Annotated in this window: 12 protein-coding genes; 5 read left to right on the forward strand and 7 right to left on the reverse strand. The window is 69.9% G+C overall.

Annotation, left to right across the window (positions count from 1 at the left end; translation table 11 throughout):
• Both FJ887_RS01150 and FJ887_RS01155 read right to left on the reverse strand, forming a co-directional pair.
• Positions 1-1,287, reverse strand: a complete 1,287-nt coding sequence (locus FJ887_RS01150) for a lipopolysaccharide biosynthesis protein (RefSeq protein ID WP_137824442.1) — start codon at positions 1,285-1,287, stop codon at positions 1-3.
• Between the two features lie 45 nt (positions 1,288-1,332).
• Positions 1,333-2,553, reverse strand: a complete 1,221-nt coding sequence (locus tag FJ887_RS01155; RefSeq protein ID WP_137824443.1) for a lipid II:glycine glycyltransferase FemX — start codon at positions 2,551-2,553, stop codon at positions 1,333-1,335.
• A gap of 207 nt (positions 2,554-2,760) precedes the next feature.
• Here FJ887_RS01155 and FJ887_RS01160 point away from each other — a divergent pair, with 207 nt between their 5' ends.
• Positions 2,761-5,085 carry a helix-turn-helix transcriptional regulator gene (locus tag FJ887_RS01160; protein WP_137824444.1) on the forward strand — a complete coding sequence of 775 codons (2,325 nt, stop codon included), beginning with the start codon at positions 2,761-2,763 and terminating at the stop codon, positions 5,083-5,085.
• A gap of 116 nt (positions 5,086-5,201) precedes the next feature.
• Here FJ887_RS01160 and FJ887_RS01165 read toward each other — a convergent pair whose 3' ends face one another.
• The 3 genes from FJ887_RS01165 to FJ887_RS01175 are packed head-to-tail and all read right to left on the reverse strand — an operon-like array spanning position 5,202 to position 8,781.
• Positions 5,202-6,962, reverse strand: coding sequence for an ABC transporter permease (locus FJ887_RS01165; protein ID WP_249356488.1), 1,761 nt, complete (start codon positions 6,960-6,962; stop codon positions 5,202-5,204).
• Positions 6,962-7,897, reverse strand: a complete 936-nt coding sequence (locus FJ887_RS01170) for an ABC transporter ATP-binding protein (protein ID WP_137824445.1) — start codon at positions 7,895-7,897, stop codon at positions 6,962-6,964. Before FJ887_RS01170 ends, FJ887_RS01165 begins: the two co-directional genes overlap by 1 nt.
• A complete protein-coding gene (locus tag FJ887_RS01175) occupies positions 7,894-8,781 on the reverse strand; it encodes a TetR/AcrR family transcriptional regulator (RefSeq protein WP_249356494.1) in 888 nt (295 codons plus the stop codon). The genes FJ887_RS01170 and FJ887_RS01175 overlap by 4 nt, the downstream gene beginning before the upstream one ends.
• Positions 8,782-8,960: 179 nt before the next feature.
• On the opposite strand from FJ887_RS01175, the gene FJ887_RS01180 reads away from it, so the two are divergent.
• On the forward strand, positions 8,961-9,329 hold the full coding sequence (locus FJ887_RS01180) for an ArsR/SmtB family transcription factor (RefSeq protein ID WP_137824446.1): 369 nt from the start codon (positions 8,961-8,963) through the stop codon (positions 9,327-9,329).
• Entirely contained in the window at positions 9,326-9,844 is a 519-nt protein-coding gene (locus FJ887_RS01185) for an SRPBCC family protein (protein WP_350457219.1), read from the forward strand. Before FJ887_RS01180 ends, FJ887_RS01185 begins: the two co-directional genes overlap by 4 nt.
• 88 nt (positions 9,845-9,932) lie before the next feature.
• On the opposite strand, the gene FJ887_RS01190 is transcribed toward FJ887_RS01185, so the two are convergent.
• Positions 9,933-11,252, reverse strand: a complete 1,320-nt coding sequence (locus FJ887_RS01190) for an MFS transporter (protein WP_137824447.1) — start codon at positions 11,250-11,252, stop codon at positions 9,933-9,935.
• A gap of 121 nt (positions 11,253-11,373) precedes the next feature.
• On the opposite strand from FJ887_RS01190, the gene FJ887_RS01195 reads away from it, so the two are divergent.
• Entirely contained in the window at positions 11,374-13,479 is a 2,106-nt protein-coding gene (locus tag FJ887_RS01195; RefSeq protein ID WP_249356512.1) for a BCCT family transporter, read from the forward strand.
• A 914-nt stretch (positions 13,480-14,393) separates the two neighbouring features.
• Positions 14,394-15,416: a class II fructose-bisphosphate aldolase gene (gene fbaA / locus FJ887_RS01200; protein WP_137824448.1), complete on the forward strand. Its 1,023-nt coding sequence runs from the start codon at positions 14,394-14,396 to the stop codon at positions 15,414-15,416.
• Positions 15,417-15,665: 249 nt separating this feature from the next.
• Here the strand turns inward: fbaA and modA are convergent, their stop codons facing one another.
• Entirely contained in the window at positions 15,666-16,436 is a 771-nt protein-coding gene (modA, locus tag FJ887_RS01205) for a molybdate ABC transporter substrate-binding protein (RefSeq protein WP_137824449.1), read from the reverse strand.
• Between the last annotated feature and the right edge of the window lies 1 nt (position 16,437).

Below are 16,437 nucleotides of genomic sequence, written 5' to 3' on the forward strand. Positions count from 1 at the left end.
TCAGCCGCGGCCGCCCTGACTCGGCACCGGGTCCGCGACCGGGTCGAGACGGCGGGCAGGGCCCGCCGGCAGCCACGCGAGCAGCAGCTCACCGGCATACCGGCCGACGGAACCGCACAGCAGCGCGAGGCACCCGGCCTCCACCGCCGGCATCCCGACGGCTCCGGCGATCCCGCCGCTGAGCAGCGCGACAGCGACCGAGAACGCACCGACGAAGGTCGTCGCCCAGTACCGGTTGAGCACGAGCAGCGTCGCCGAGAGCAGATACGTGGGCACGGTGATGACCGCGGCGAGGGCGAGCATTCCGATCGCGGGTGCCGACAGAGCGAAGGCGTCGCCGTAGACGGCGACGAGCAGCGGACTGCCGACGACGAGGGCGACGATGATGAGCGGACTGAGTGCGCCTGAGATGATCCCGCCCCGCAGCAGGGACGTCCGCAGCAGGGGCGGTGCCGCGGGGTCCTCGTGGAGACGACGGTAGATCGGCAGCATGACGGTCTCGACGGATGCTCCGACGAGGTTCGCGAAGACGACGAGGTACGCGGCCGAGGCGTACCGTCCGACGTCGTCGGCGGTTCCGAAGAGCGCAACGACGCCGAGCGGGGCGTAGGACGTCAGCGAATAGATCCCCTGCATGAGCGACAGCGGCAGTCCCGCGGTGAGGAGGGTGCGCACCTCGGTGCCGGTGGAGGCGGAGTCTGACGGACGATCGTCGCCCGCGGCGCGATCCGGGGCGGGGGCGCGCTGCCCGAGGACGGCGGTGACGACGGCGACGAGCAGGGCCGTCCCGGCCACACCCCACAGGGCACTGACCACCGACCCCGTGACGGCCATGACGAGGGTGACGGTGACGGCGGTGACGACGGCGCTGCCGATGAGGATGAGCCCGAACGCCCGGAGCCGTTCGGCCCTCTGCAGGCGTGCGAAGAAGAGGTCGGCGATCGTGTCGCAGAGTTTGATGACGAGCACGGCAGCCGCCATCGGCCAGGAGAGCTCGGAGACGACGAGCCCGAGCACGAGGAGGCCGATCCCGGCGGCCACGGCGGCGCCGCAGATCCGCACACCGAGGTAGACGCTCCAGCGGACGCGCGCCTGCAGGGTGAGATAGAGGTTGCGCAGTCCCAGCTGGGAGAGGATGAACACCGGCGTGAGAGCGGCGATGAGGGTTGAGTACTGGCCGACCGCGGTGGGTCCGTCCTGGCGGGCGAAGAGCCACACGAGGTACCACTGCGCCGCGGCCGTCGAGATGTTGCCGACAGTCACGAGCAGCAGCGAGGCTTTCGGCATGTCGGGTGTCCTGTCGGTGGGAGGCGGAGGCGGTGCAGACCCCGCTTATCGGGATGCTAGCGGCGATGCCCGCCTCTCGGTCTGCCTCCGGAGCGTCTTTGCGGGACTCCGCAGTGCGCGTGCGGTTGCCGGGCGCAGCGCGCGCAGGCGGGCGCGCAACGGCAGCACCGTTGCGAAGGCACGGTAGACGGCAGGCTGCAGCGGCAGATCCCACGCGCCGATGTACTCGTGGGCATCGGCCCCCATCTCCGCCTTGAAGCGGATGAGACCGGACGCGTGGTCGCCGGCGTCGAGGGTGTCCTCGACCCCACCGAGGTCGAGGAGCTTCGCGCCGTCGGCCACGGCCCGCCGGATGATCGCCCAGTACACCGCGTTCGACGGCCGGGCCTCCGGTCGCACCGCGCTCGTCGCAGCGAGGACCCCCTGCACCCGGTCGCCGATCCGCGCGGTGGCGTTCGCCGCGACCGCGTCCCCGTCGTGACGTGCGACGTGGAGAGCGAAGTCCCCGGGGAAGGTCTCTCCCATGGTCTCCCAGATCGCCTCGAGGTACTCGCGCGGCTGCGGGTCGAAGCCGTTGCGCTCGGCTGTTTCGACGAAGAGGCGATGGACCTCGCCGAGGTCGTCGCGACCACCCGGACGGACCTCCACCTCGGCGCGCGCGGCCTTGCGGATGTTCTTCCGCCACGTCTTCGACATCTTCTTCAGCGCTGTCTCCTCGGTGCCGTCGTCGAAGCGCAGGTGGAAGTTCAGCCGCGGCTGACTCGCCTCGGTGTCGGGGTCGCCGACGATCTGTCGCCACCCGCGCCGTGCCAGCAGCTCGGTCAGCTGGAGAGCCGCCTCGTCGACGGCATCGGGTGGGAGGTCGGAGAAGCGGCGGACCGCGGCATCGGCGAGGCCCGCGCGCACGGTCGCCGAATCCCACCGCCGCAGGGTGAGCGGGGGAGTGATGCGCACACCGAAGACGCGGCGGGCGCGCAGGTGGGTCGTGAGCGCGGTGAGCTGATCGTCGACGTCCGGCGACGACCAGTCGATGAGCGGGCCCTGCGGGATGTAGGCGAACCGCAGGCGACTGCCGGGCATCCGCCGATACCTGATGACGGCCGCCGCGACCGGCTCATCGCCGCCGGCGAACCAGCCCACGGGTTCGTGCTCCCAGTCGGTGCTGCGGGCGAGACTCCACTCGGGGGTCTGCTGATAGCTGGCGTCCCCCGTGCGGTCGAGGAACCTCCAGTATTCATCTGTCGCGATCGTGCGCACCGTGTTCATGATGCTCAAGCGTAGGGAGGCCCGCTGCCCGACTCCATGGCTCACGCGGACTGTTTCGCCGACCCGCACAACCCTGACGGCTTCCCGCAGGTCCGCCCCGCGACGGCGGTCTCTGGCGGGCGCGTCCCCCAGACTGGTTCCACAGCAGCGGTTCCACCCACGGTGGGAGCTCCCCGCTGGCGACGCAGATCGAGGAGAGGCTGCGATATGTTCATCGATCAACTCAGCGCGGTGGTTCCCCGCCGAGGTGGAGGTCTGGAGAAGATGGTCCCCGGTACCGACCCCGCCGAGGCCGGCGGGTCTGCCGAGACAGGCGGCCCTGCCGAGGCCGGCGGGCTCGCGCAGACGGGCCGGGCGGCCGAGTTCGCCGACTTCGCCCGCGAACTCGGTCTCGCTCCTGACGAGTCCGCGACCGAGCTGTTCGCCGCGAGCGCCGGGTGCCTCGCGCTCGGGCGGATCGCAGCCGCTGCCGTCGCCCGCGTCGACCACTCCGTCGATCCCACCTCCCGCAGCTTCGCCGACTACGTCGCCGCGCAGACGCCGCCGCTCGACCTCGGCCTGCCCGCCGAGGACCTGTGGGTCGCGACGGTGCTGTCCCACCTCGGCGCGTTCACCGAACGGACTGCGCTCTTCGCGCTCGCCTCTGTGCCCCCGCCGGGGGCCGGTCCCCAGGACGCCGAGGGCGTGCTCATGCGCCTGCGCATGTCGGGCATCGTCGCCGATGCCGGAGCCGACGGCGGCCGGCGGCTCCTGCGCGTGCCCGTCCTGCTCGCGGCGAGCCTGCGCCGCAGCGCGGCCGCCGCGGACAGCGGAAGCGAGGCGTCCGGCCTCCTCTCACATCTCGTCCCCGCTCTCGTCGACCATCTCGAGACCGCCGAGGCGATCGATGCGCAGGTGCTCGCCGACGTCCTCGACCTCGCCCGCCGCGCCCGGCACTGGGACGTGCTCGTCCGGCTCGCCGATTCCGTCGGGCTGCCGATGTTCCTCCTCTCCCCGGAAGCCGCCTGCGCTGCCTACGGCGGACTCCCGCCCGAGGCGATGACGGTCGAACCGGACCTTGCCCTCATGGCCCGCATCGCCGAGGACATCATCGACCTCCTCGGCGGAGATTTCGATCAGCAGCGACTGCAGGAGGCCCTCATCGGGGAGACGCGGACCGGCCGGCTCCGCGAACTCTGCTTCCTCGCCGTCCCCGATGCACCCCCGTCGCAGGTGATCGTCACCGAGGTGGGACCGGCGACCGTGCTGCGGGACATGTCGAGCCTCGTTGCCGCCGGACGCCACAGCGAGGCCGCCGACCTCGGCCTGTCGGCGCGCATCCGGCCCGGTGCGAAACGCGCCCAGCTCATCATCCGCCTCGTCGCCGCGATCTGCGCCTTCCACGACGGGGACGTCGCTCGTGCCCGGGCGGTCCTCCACGACGTCGAGGTCCAGGCCGCCCCGCGTCACGTCGACGGCGACTACCTCGTGCCCGCCGCCGTCGCGTGGGCGGCATTGGCCTCAGCGGTCGCCGGGGACCACGAGCGCACCGATGCGCTGCTGGCGCGACTGGCCCGGACGGCGCCGCGCCCGACTCTCGTCGACGACGTCGTGCGCTCGCCGTGGCGCATCGCCACGGCCCTGCGCGCGCTCGACCGCCTCGACCTCGACCTCGCCGCGGACTGCCTCGCCGACGTCGACCGGGCACCGGATGGGATGGGACTGCGCATCTGGATCCCCGTCATCGGACGGCGGCTGGCCGTGCTCGCCGCCCGCACCACAGCCGACCTCATCATCGCCAACGACGACGTCGCCCATGACGACCTCGACGACGGGGTGCCGAGCACGACGCTGCCTCGGCTGAGCCGCGACCTCGTGTCCGGCGGCCGCAGCGCCGTCTTCACCGCGCTCGGTCAGCTGCGGTGGGCCGAGGTCGAACTCGAGCAGATGTCGCCGGACTCCGCCGCCCGCGTCGTCGCCGGTGTGCGCGTCGAACTCGTCGCCGGGCGCAGCGAGTCCGCAATCGCCCAGGTCGAAGCGTGGTTCTATCATCCGCTGCTCACCCCCACCGGACGGGCCGAGCTCGCCGCGATCCGGGCGGCGGCGCAGGCTCGGCTGGGCCGCGACGCCGAGGCGCTCGACGAGTTCCGCACGACCCTCGGACTCACCGCGCTCGTCAGCTCCCTGCTGCCGCTGGCCTGGCTGCCCCGGACCGACCGCATCCGACTCCTCGACCTCAGCGCCGGCGATCCGGCGTGGGAGCCGGTGTTCCGGGCGTTCGCCGAGACCGGGCGCGCCCAGCTCCTCACGCGGCTGCGCGAGGTCGGTGCGGTGTCGGTGTCCGAGGTGTCGATGCCGCAGCTGAGCAAGGCCGAAGCCCACCTGCTCGATCTCCTCGCCACCGACCGCTCGATCGCCCAGATCTCCGCGGAGCTCCACCAGGTGCCGGGGACGGTGAAGAACCGCCTCTCGGCCCTCTACCGCAAGTTCGGCGTCTCCGGCCGGGCGGAGGCGATCACGCGGGCCGGGGCGCTCGGCTTCCTCCCGCCATGACGGCCGCGCACGCCGACGTTGCGCGCGCCACGACCCCGCGCCACGACCCCGCGGAGACAGCCCGCCCAGGCGGGACGGCGTCAGGCTGTGACGACGCCCCGCCTCGGCGAGGGGAATCACGCGGTGATGAGGTTGCGCCGGCGGAAGCCCACCGCGCCGATGAGCGTGAGGACGATGCCTCCCGCGGTCAGCCACGCGATCGCCGCCGGTTCGAGGTCGACCGACGGGTACTGCCCGATGTGGACGAACACGGACAGGTCGAGGATCGCCTCGTCGAGCTGGAGCATCGTGCCGAAGAACGCGAGGACCGCGGAGGCGGCGAAGACGATCCAGCCGATGCCCATGACCCGCGGGACGATGCCGTAGGCGAGGAAGGCGATGCCGAGCAGCGCCCAGATCGCCGGGGTCTGCGCGAGGTGGCCGACGAAGGTGGGACCGAGCAGATCCCAGTCGCCGGTCGAGGCCGCGGCCCCGAAGCCCTCGCCGAAGCCGCCGAGCGCCATGAGCAGGAGCGCGCCGAGGAACGACACGCTCGCCCAGGCGAGCATCCACCCCGGCCGGCTGACCCCGGTGGCGAGCACGGGTTCGGTGCGGAACCCCTGCTCCTCGGCCCGCAGGCCGCCGGCGGAGATGAGTGCGAAGACGGCGACGATGATCGCGAAGTAGAGCCCCATGAACCCGAGATAGCCGTCGACGATGCCGTCGGCTCCGCCCATGATCGCCAGGATCTCCGGCGGCATGCCGTCCGCACTCTCGGCCATCGCCGAGGTGAACGAGCCGAAGACGACGCCCATGATGAGGACGCCGAGCGACCACCAGAGCAGGCTCGAGCGCTGGAGGCGCAGGGCGAGGGCGAACGGGGAGGACAGGGCCGCCGACGCGGTCGGGCGACCGAGCCGGTCGGGGAGGATGCCCGCGGCGAGGTCGCGCTTCGACTGGAGGGCGAGGGCGACCGGGACGAGGACGACGAGCAGGCCCACGCACAGCAGCAGCGGCCACCAGCGGTCGAGCGTGAACGGCGCGGTCTGCTGCGCCCAGCCCAGGGGTGAGAGCCACGACAGCCACTCGAGGTCCCCGCCCTGGACGGCGGACATGTCGCCGAGCCCGCGGACGATGAAGAACACCGCGAGGATCGCCCCGGCGATGCCCGAGCAGGCGCGCGCGAACGCCGAGAGCTGCGCGGTCACCGCGGCGACCCCGGCGAACACCCAGCCGACCGCGCCGATGCTCGCCCCGAAGAGCAGGGCCGAGGAGAACGGTCGGGGTTCGGCTTCGGAGGCGGCGAACGCGACCGTCGTGCCGAGCGCGACGAGGACGTTCATCCCCAGCGTGAGGACGAGCGCGGCGATGAGCTGGGTGTGGCGTCCGGTGACATCGGCCCGGACGAGTTCGGCCCGCCCGGTCTGCTCCTCGCTGCGGGTGTGGCGGGAGATCGTGAGGATCGACATGAGGGCGGCGCCGAGCATGAGGAAGACACCGTACATCCCGACGATGAAGCGCGGCACGGTGATGTCGTCGAAGCCGTAGCCGGGTCCCGTGATGAGTCCCATGACGGGGTTCTTCGCGAACACCGTCATCGCTTCGAGCGAGCTGCCGTCGAGGACGAGGGCGATCGCGTTCGAGAAGTACGCGGCCATCGCCGAGAGGCCGAGCACCCACAGCGGCAGGCGCCAGCGGTCACGGCGGAGCATGAAGCGCAGCAGGGTGCCGAGCCCGGTGAGGTTCGTGCCCCGCTCGGCCCGGTGGGCCGGGTGGTCCCGGTGTCCCGCTGGTGCCGCATGCCGACCGTGGGTGCCGGGAGGCGCCGAGGTGAGCAGACGGGTGGAGCCGGGGTTCTCCCCGCGGGTCCGGGCCGTCGTCGCCGTGTGCGTGTTCATCACCGGTCCTCCGATCCGTAGTGGCGCAGCAGGAGCTGTTCGAGAGTGGGCGGCGTGGCCGTCAGCGACCGGATGTCGTGCTCGCCGAGGGCCCGCATGATCCCCGGCAGCTGCGCGGTGTCGGCGCTGAAGTGCAGCTGCGGTCCTTCGCGGACGAGATCGTGGACACCGGTCATCGTCGTCAGCTGCGGGATGTCCTTCTCGACCTGGACGGTCACGGTCGTCCGCGACAGGTGGCGCAGGTCCGCGAGCGCCCCGGTCTCGACGATCCTGCCGGCGCGGATGATCGAGACCCGATCGGCGAGTGCTTCGACCTGCGCGAGGATGTGGCTTGAGAGCAGCACCGTGCGCCCCTGGTCCTTCGCCTCGCGGATGCACTCCTGGAAGACGGCCTCCATGAGCGGATCGAGACCGGCCGTCGGCTCGTCGAGGAGGAGCAGCTCGACGTTCGAGGCGAGGGCGGAGATGAGCGCGACCTTCTGCCGGTTGCCCTTCGAGTACGTCCGTCCCTTCTTCCGCGGGTCGAGGTCGAAGCGCTCGATGAGCTCGTCGCGCTTGGCCGTGTCGACGCCGCCGCGCAACCGGGAGAACAGGTCGATCGCCTCGCCGCCGGTCAGCCCCGGCCACAGTTCGACGTCGCCGGGAACGTAGGCGAGCCGCCGGTGCAGTGACACCGCGTGCGACCACGGATTCTCGCCGAGGAGGCTGATCCGTCCCGCATCCGAGCGCAGGATCCCGAGCAGGATCCGGATCGTCGTCGACTTGCCCGCGCCGTTGGGTCCGAGGAAGCCGTGGACCTCTCCGCGGGCGACGGAGAGGGTGAGCCCGTCGAGGGCGCGGACGCGACCGTAGGTCTTGACGACGGCGGTCATCTCGATGGCCGCCGAGGTGTGTGGGGTCGTGGTGCGGTCTGCAGTGCTGGTCTGAACGGTCATGATGGGTCATCTCCCTGGGATCGGGTGCGTGATGAGGTCGGTGGGTCTGTGTCGGCAGTGGGAGCTGTGTCGGCTGCGGTGGTTGCGCCGTCTGCGGTGGTTGCGTCGTCTGCGGGGGCTGTGCTCTGTGGAGGCGGTGAGCCGTCGGGTGCTGTGCCGCCTGCGGACGCTGTGCCGTCGGGCGAGCCGGGTGGACCGGTGGCGGGCAGTTCCGCGCTCGCCGGCCCTGCGCCGGCCGTCGGCTCTCCGGCCGGGCTGCCCGGCGGCGACGTCGGTGCCGAGGCGAGCACGCCGTTCCAGTAGAGGTCGAGCAGGTGCGGGGCGAGCCGCGTCATCGTCGAAGCGACGTCGGCGGTGCCGAGGTTCGCCTCGAGGCGACGGCTGAGCATCGCCGGGGCCAGGGCCATGACGGCGAGCATCGCGGCCTGCCCGCGGGTGTCGTCGCTCTTCCGGAACTCGTAGCCGGCGAAGCCCTCGACGATGTAGGACTCGACGAGATCGACGTAGTGGTCGAAGTAGCGCTGCCCGTGCTCGCTCGGATCGAGCAGCGATTTGAGCAGATAGTCCACAGCCGTCGACATGGCCGGGTCGTCGAACATCATCTGCACGGCCATGACCGCGTACCCGGCGTTCTCCACCTTCTTCTCGGTGATGAGGTCGAAGACGTGGTCGTCGCACGCGGTGCGCAGTCCCTCCTTCGACCCGAAATGGTGGATGACGAGTCCGGGGGAGACTCCTGCTGCCGCGGCGATGCCGCGCACGGTGGCTTTCGCGAAGCCGTGCTCGGCGAACTCGGTGACAGCGGCGTCGAGGATCCTCCTGGCCGTCTCCGGCGAAGTGTTCGGGGAGCGGGAGGGCTCACCCTTCGGAGTGGTTGAACGCATGTTTAATATTAAACGCGTGTTCAATCGCTGCGTCAACAGGTCGTCGGTGAATTCTTCCGAGCCGCAATGAGCCCGGCGGTCGGGTTCGCCTCCGGCTGGGCGTCGTCGGCGGGGTGGGGCGAGCGATTCGGCGGCCGCGCATCTCTTGACGTACAACCATTCGGTTGTAAGATGTGGGCATGACAGCCCGACTCGACGACGACGTCGACGCGATGTTCCAGGCGTTGGCGGATCGGACGCGGCGCGACATCGTCCGCCGCGTCCTCGTCGACGGACTGTCCGTGTCCGAACTCGCCGAGGACTACGACATGAGCTTCGCCGCCGTGCAGAAGCACGTCGCCGTGCTCGAGCGGGCAGGTCTCGTGACGAAGGAGCGCAGCGGACGTCGCCAGGTCACCCGGGCCGATGTCGGCGCGATCCGCACTGTGCGCGACCTCCTCGGCGATCTCGAACTCCAATGGCGGGACCGCGTCGATCGCATCGATGCTCTGCTCGCCGCCGACGACGCGGACACGACGCCTCCGCCCCGCCCGGGCGCGGAGGGATGAGTGCATTCAACGACGAAGGAGCAGCCATGCCGGTGACGGAGACCAGCCACAACGAGGACACGAAGACCCTGACGATGGTCGCGCAGTTCGCCGCCCCGCCAGAGAGGGTCTGGGACGTCTACGCCGATCCGCGGCAGCTCGAGAAGGTGTGGGGACCGCCGACGCATCCGGCCACCGTCGTCGACCACGACCTCGTCCCCGGCGGCCGCGTCACCTACTACATGACCGGACCCGAGGGGGAGAAGTACTACGGCCTGTGGGAGGTCACCGCGGTCGATGCGCCCGTCAGCTTCTCCTTCCGCGACTACTTCGCCGACGAGAACTTCGACATCGCGCAGTCCCTGCCCGGCAGTGCGAACACGTACACGTTCACCGCTGACGGTGACGGCACGAAGGCCGTCTACACTTCGGTCTTCGACACCGCCGAAGGGCTGAAGACGGTGCTCGAGATGGGTGTCGTCGAAGGCGCCACGGCTGCGATCGGGCAGATCGACGACCTCCTCGCGAAGGACTGACGATCTCCCGCCTCGGCGGGGACGAACACGGGCCGACCTCCCGTCTCGGTGCGGTCGGGCACGGAACGATCTCCCGCCCCGGCGGGATTCACTCCTTCGCCATCGCCGCCATCGACCGCTGCGGTGCGTCCGACTTCACCGCGATGATGAGGGCGAGGCCGACGATGAGGACGATGATGATGCCGAGCGTGCCCGCACGCTGATATCCGAGCAGGGAGATGAAGAGCGCGAACATCGCCGGGCCGAGGAAGCTCACGGCCCGGCCGGTCGTCGCGTAGAGGCCGAAGTTCTCGCCGGCGCGCTCGGGCGGGGTGAGGCGGGCGAGGAACGACCGCGACGAGGCCTGGACCGGGCCGACGCAGAAGCTGAGGACGAGCGCGCACACCCAGAACACGGCCGGGTCGTCGGTGAGGAGGATCGGCACTCCGCCGGCGATGATGACGATGAGCCCGGTGATGATCACGGGCTTGGGGCCGAAGCGGTCGTCGAAGAGCCCGGCGATCATCGCCCCGGCGCCGGCCGCGACGTTCGCCGCGACGCCGAGGATGATGATCTCCGTGGCCGAGAAGCCGTAGCTGCCGGCCGCGAGCACCCCGGCGAACGCGAAGATCGCGGCGAGCCCGTCGCGGAAGATCGCCGAGGCGATGAAGAAGCGCAGGGTCTGATGCTCGTGCTTCCACATCCGCACGAGACGGCGGACGAGGGACGCGTAGTCGGCGATGAATGCCCTGATCGGATGGCCTCCCGAGGTGCCCGTGACCTTCGCGCCGGGGGCGGTGAGGAGGACGGGGATCGCGAAGACCGCGAACCACACGGCCGAGAGCACCGCGACGATGCGGAAGCGCAGGCCGCCCTCGTCGGTGGCGCCGAAGAGCCCGACCTCGGGTTGGATGACGAGGACGAGGAGGAGGACGAGGAGGACGAGCCCGCCCGCATAGCCCATGCCCCAGCCGAAGCCGGAGACCTTGCCGACGTTGTCGGGGGTCGTGATGCGGACCATGATGCCGTTGTAGGCCACCTCGGCGAACTCGAAGAAGACGCTGCCCACGGCGATGAGGAGCAGACCCAGCCACAGATAGGCGGGGGAGTCGCGGACGAAGAAGAGACCGGCCATCGTCACGATGACGATTCCCGTGTGGACGCCGAGCCAGAGCCGGTGCCGCCCGCCCGCATCGGCGCGGGTGCCGACGGCCGGGGCGACGAGGGCGATGACGAGCCCAGCGGCGGCCATCGACCAGCCGAGTGCCGCAGAGCCGGACTCCTCGCTGCTCGCCACGGCCTTCGTCAGGTACGGGGTGAAGACGAATGTGATGATGACGGCATTGAACGACGCCGAACCCCAGTCCCACAGCGCCCAGCTGAAGACGCCGATGCGCGAGCTGACAGGGGTTCGCGGAGGTGAGTGCATGTCGTCACTGTACTGAATTCCCAGGTCCGAGAATGTTCATTGGGTGAGAGTTCGGTTGATGTTCCCTCTGGATTGGGGCAAGGTAGAAGGTCGGTTAAGTGCACTCGATGCGAAGGAAATCATGACTGATTCTCAAGCGGAAAAGGCCACAGCGGCGGGGGATCCGCCAGGCGGAGACGAGGCAGCGACCGCCTCGCACGATGCGGAGACCGTGTCCGGCACGGATTCCTCAGGTGCCTCGATCTCGCCCGAAGACCAGGCACACTACCTCTTCGGAGCCCCCGATCCGGTCAGGCTGCACCTGCCCGATCGGCTCCACATCGGCGAAGACGACACCGATGACGCGATCACGGAGAAGCTGCGGCGGCAGGGCGTGAAGATCGGTCGAGGCATGATCGCCCCGCGCGTCTTCTGGCCCGCCCTCATCGTCATCGTCGCCGTCGCCGGACTCTCGGTGCTCTTCCCCGACAGCGCGGGACAGGTCATCCTCGACATCCAGGCCTGGATCGTCGCCGACCTCGGCTGGTACTACATGCTCGTCGTCGGCGCCTTCGTCGCCTTCGCGATCTTCGTCGGCGTCTCGAAGTACGGCCGGATCAAGCTCGGCAAGGATGAGGACGAACCCGAATTCGGCGTCCTCTCCTGGTTCGCCATGCTCTTCGCCGCCGGCATGGGCATCGGCCTCGTCTTCTACGGTGTCGCCGAACCGCTCACCTACGCCACGACCGGGCCGAAGCCCGGATGGGGCGGCAACGAGGTCGAGAACGCCCAGCTGGGTATGGCTCAGACCTTCGTCCACTGGGGTCTGCACCCCTGGGCGCTCTACGCCGTGCTCGGCATGGCGCTCGCCTACGCGATCCACCGCCGCGGTCGCCCGCTGTCGATCCGCTGGGCGCTCGAACCGCTGCTCGGCCGCTACGTCAAGGGCTGGGCCGGCGACACGATCGACGTCATCGCGATCTTCGGCACCGTCTTCGGCATCGCGACCTCGCTCGGCCTCGGCGTGCAGCAGATCTCGGCGGGACTCGCGCACATCGGCGTCGTCGGTGAGTACGACAACCTCTTCCTCATCATCCTCATCGTCATCATCACGCTGCTCGCCACCACCTCGGTGGTCTCCGGCGTGGGCGCGGGCATCAAGTGGCTGTCGAACATCAACCTGACGATGGCTGGCGTCCTGCTCGTCACCGTGCTCGTGTTCGGACCCACGCTCTTCCTCTTCCAGAACTTCGTCGAATCCCTCGGCGTCTACCTCGCCAACGTGCTCGGCATGACCTTCGACATCGGCGCCTACACCGGTGAGGAGGGTGCCGAGTGGAACGCGTCGTGGACCCTCTTCTACTGGGGCTGGTGGATCTCGTGGGCACCGTTCGTCGGTGTCTTCATCGCCCGCATCTCGCGGGGCCGCACCGTGCGCGAGTTCATCGCCGGTGTCCTCCTCGTGCCCTCGCTCGTCGGGTTCTTCTGGTTCTCCGTCATGGGCGGAACCGGCATCTTCCGCCAGCTCTTCGGTGCCGGCGACCTCGTCGACCCGGAGGAGGGCGTCGTCGCCGAGCGTGTGCTCTTCGACGTCCTCGGCGATCTGCCGCTGGGCTCGATCCTCTCGGTCATCGCGATCATCCTCGTGGCGATCTTCTTCATCACGTCCTCGGACTCCGGTTCGCTCGTCGTCGACATGCTCGCCTCCGGCGGTCACCCGAACCCGCCGATCTGGTCGCGTGTGCTCTGGGCGCTGCTCGAGGGTGCGCTCGCGATCGCGCTGCTCACCGCCGGTGGTCTCACCGCGCTGCAAGCGGGGTCGCTGATCACAGCGCTGCCGTTCAGCATCATCCTCATCCTCGTGTGCATCTCGACGCTCAAGGCGTTCGGGAAGGAAGCGAAGCGCACGGCGGCGATCGAGCGCGCGGCGGCCTACCGGGCCGTCGGCGAGCACCTCGCCGATGACTTCGACGAGTACCTCGGCGACATCGTCGATGAGCGCATCGACTACCAGATCACCCGCAGCAAGGGACTCATCGAGCGTCAGCGCGAGAAGGTCGTGCGCAAGGACGACCCGCGGTCCGGCGGGGCGCGTTCCGGTGGGGCGCGCGACGGCGGGGCGCGTTCAGGTGGGGCGCGCGACGGCGGATCCGGCAAGGACACCGGGCGCAAGTTCAGTCTGCGCAAGGACGGTCCTGGTCGGGACGGTTCCGAGCGCGGTCAGTCCGGACGCGACGGCCTCGAGTAGAACCCGAATTCGGGATCTCAAGTCCGAGCGGCGGGGCCCGGCACTCGACTGAGCGGCCGGGACCTGGCGCGAGACGACGGGGCCCGCCACCAGCCGTGGTGCTCTGCCGAGACAGCCCGGCCCGGTCATCGGACCGCAGCGGCGGCCATGTGGATTCCTCACATGGCCGCCGTTCTCGTCTGCGCAGACGACCCGAAGTCTGCAGGGGCGGACGCGAACCCGGTGACCGCCTCGGCGAGTGCCCGGGCGGGGCGACCACCTCGGCGAGTGCCCGGGTACGGCTCACCCTGGTTTCGGCGGCTCACGTCATCACATGAGCCCTGGAAACCAGGGTGAGCCGCAACGGACGCATCCGCGGAGATGCCGGTCGGCCGACGACGGGCGTCCGACCACCGGGATGCGTGCGACCCGGCGGCCACCTCGGCGGGGGCGGACGCGAATCCGGCGGCCGCCTCGGCGGGAGCGGTCGTGAACCCGGCGGCCACCTCGGCGAGTGCCCGGGCAGGGCTCACCCTGGTTTCGGCGGCTCACGTCATCATATGAGCCCTGGAAACCAGGGTGAGCCGCAACGGACGCAGGCTCGCCCGGCGCGTCGCGGGGAAGAGGCCCCGGCGCGCAAGAGGGGACGAACTGCCCGACACCTCGCGGGGAAGGGGCACCCGGCGCGGACGCGGCGCCGAGCCACCCGACGCGAGTGCGGGTGACGGTCATTCGGCGCCGCACGGGGTTGGGCCGCCCTGTGCCACACGGGGAAGTATCACCCGGCGCCACAGGGGGACGGCCACCCGGCGCGAACGGGCGGTCGGGGCGGGGCGACCGACGGCGAGCAGGTCGGCGGATGTGCTTCAGTCGGCTGGGGAGAACCGAGTAGGGTGGAGGCACACGACCGCCACCGGACCGACCAAGGAGCCCACATGCCCATTGCCAGCCCCGATGTGTACGCCGAGATGATCGACCGGGCGAAGTCCCAGGGATTCGCCTACCCGGCGATCAACTGCACGTCCTCGCAGACGATCAACGCAGCGATCCGCGGATTCGCCGAGGCGGGATCCGACGGCATCATCCAGCTCTCGACCGGCGGCGCGGAGTACATCTCCGGCCCGACGATCAAGGACCGCGTGCGCGGAGCGATCGCGTTCTCCGCGTTCGCCAACGAGGTCGCCAAGAGCTACGACGTCAACATCGCCCTCCACACCGACCACGCCCCCAAGGACGCCGTCGAAGCCTGGGTCAAGCCCCTCCTCGAAGCCTCGACCGAACGCGTGAAGTCCGGCGGTCAGCCCTACTTCCAGTCGCACATGTGGGACGGTTCGGCCGTGCCGCTCGATGAGAACCTCACTCTCGCCGAGGAGCTGCTCGGCCTGGCGGCGGCTGCCAACGTCATCCTCGAGATCGAGGTGGGCGTCGTCGGAGGCGAAGAGGACGGCGTCGAGAACGAGATCAACGAACAGCTCTACACCACCGTCGAGGACGGTCTGGCCACGGTCCGCGCGCTCGGCACGGGGGAGAAGGGCCGGTACCTCACGGCGCTCACCTTCGGCAACGTCCACGGCGTCTACAAGCCCGGCAACGTCAAGCTCCGCCCCGAGCTCCTCGGCGAGATCCAGGCCGCCGTCGGCAAGGAGGTCGGCAAGGACAAGCCGTTCGACCTCGTCTTCCACGGCGGCTCGGGCTCGAGTGCTGAGGAGATCGCCGAGGCGGTCCGCCACGGAGTCGTGAAGATGAACGTCGACACCGACACCCAGTACGCGTTCACCCGTCCTGTCGCCGATCACATGTTCCGCCACTACGACGGCGTGCTCAAGATCGACGGCGAGGTCGGCAACAAGAAGGAATACGATCCGCGGTCGTACGGCAAGGCCGCCGAGGCGGGCATGGCCGCGCGCGTCGTCGAAGCCTGCGAGAACCTCGGGTCTGCCGGTACGAGCGTGAAGTGACGACACCCGGCGCCGACATGTCACGGGATTGAGTGGTCGCGCACGAACGACCCACGCCGCGGCAGACCGAAGGGCCTCGCTTCGCCATAGTGCGAAGCGAGGCCCTTCGGTGTGTTGGGAGGCGGTGTGCTGGGGGAGGCGGTGCGTCGGCGGAACGGTGCGCCCGGGGGAGCCGGTGTGTTGGGAGCCGGCGCGCTGGGAGCCGGTGTGCTCGGAGGCGAGCGGAGATCGAATCCCCGGGCCACCGTCCTACGGCGTTGAGAAGCCGGCGTCCTGCAGCAGTCTGACGGACTCCTCCGAGCTGAGGAACTTCACGAAGGCATCGGCCTGTTCCTGGTTCTCACTCGCCTTCACTGTGGCCGCGGGGTACTGGTTGACGACCTTGTCCGCACCGTCGAGGTCGACCTCGTCGACCGAGCCGTCGGCACGGGCGACATCGGTGACGTAGACGATGCCGGCGTCGGCCTGCCCGGCGCTCACCTTGCCGAGGACGTCGGTGACCGAGTTCTCCTCACTGGCGGGATCGAGCGTCACGCCGTTCTGGTCCGCCCACTTCTGCGTGGCCGCACCGCAGGGAACCTGGGGCGCGCAGACGACGAGATCATTGCCGGCGAAGTCCTGCGAACTCGCGATGTTCTTCGGGTTGCCGGGAGCCACAGCGAGCGTGAGCGTGTTCGAGGCGAAGACCTCGGGGGCTCCGGCGAGCAGGTCGGCGGTCTCGAGATCGTTCATCGTCTTCTCATCGGCGGTGGCGATGACATCGGCGGGAGCGCCTTCCGTGATCTGCGAGACGAGGTCGGAGGACCCGGCGAAGGAGAACGTCACGTCGACGTTGGGTTCGGTCTTCTTGAACTCGGCGGCGATCTCGTCGAAGACCTCGGTCAGCGACGCGGCGGCGAAGACGGTGAGCGTCGTCGACTCCGCGGAATCGGTCTGCGAGTCGGATCCGGACGCCCCGGTCGAGCAGGCGCTGAGGGTGAGCAGTGCGGCAGTGCACATGGCAATCAGTCTCTTCTTCATT

It is taken from the genome of Brevibacterium sp. XM4083, from assembly GCF_006489205.2.
Lineage (GTDB): Bacteria > Actinomycetota > Actinomycetes > Actinomycetales > Brevibacteriaceae > Brevibacterium.

What these genes read in the sequence shown, in the direction of transcription:
- FJ887_RS01150 (WP_137824442.1), bottom strand. Translation starts at nt 1,287, where the DNA reads ATGCCGAAAGCCTCGCTGCTGCTCGTGACTGTCGGCAACATCTCGACG.
- FJ887_RS01155 (WP_137824443.1), bottom strand. Translation starts at nt 2,553, where the DNA reads ATGAACACGGTGCGCACGATCGCGACAGATGAATACTGGAGGTTCCTC.
- FJ887_RS01160 (WP_137824444.1), top strand. Translation starts at nt 2,761, where the DNA reads ATGTTCATCGATCAACTCAGCGCGGTGGTTCCCCGCCGAGGTGGAGGT.
- FJ887_RS01165 (WP_249356488.1), bottom strand. Translation starts at nt 6,962, where the DNA reads ATGAACACGCACACGGCGACGACGGCCCGGACCCGCGGGGAGAACCCC.
- FJ887_RS01170 (WP_137824445.1), bottom strand. Translation starts at nt 7,897, where the DNA reads ATGACCGTTCAGACCAGCACTGCAGACCGCACCACGACCCCACACACC.
- FJ887_RS01175 (WP_249356494.1), bottom strand. Translation starts at nt 8,781, where the DNA reads ATGCGTTCAACCACTCCGAAGGGTGAGCCCTCCCGCTCCCCGAACACT.
- FJ887_RS01180 (WP_137824446.1), top strand. Translation starts at nt 8,961, where the DNA reads ATGACAGCCCGACTCGACGACGACGTCGACGCGATGTTCCAGGCGTTG.
- FJ887_RS01185 (WP_350457219.1), top strand. Translation starts at nt 9,326, where the DNA reads ATGAGTGCATTCAACGACGAAGGAGCAGCCATGCCGGTGACGGAGACC.
- FJ887_RS01190 (WP_137824447.1), bottom strand. Translation starts at nt 11,252, where the DNA reads ATGCACTCACCTCCGCGAACCCCTGTCAGCTCGCGCATCGGCGTCTTC.
- FJ887_RS01195 (WP_249356512.1), top strand. Translation starts at nt 11,374, where the DNA reads ATGACTGATTCTCAAGCGGAAAAGGCCACAGCGGCGGGGGATCCGCCA.
- fbaA (WP_137824448.1), top strand. Translation starts at nt 14,394, where the DNA reads ATGCCCATTGCCAGCCCCGATGTGTACGCCGAGATGATCGACCGGGCG.
- modA (WP_137824449.1), bottom strand. Translation starts at nt 16,436, where the DNA reads ATGAAGAAGAGACTGATTGCCATGTGCACTGCCGCACTGCTCACCCTC.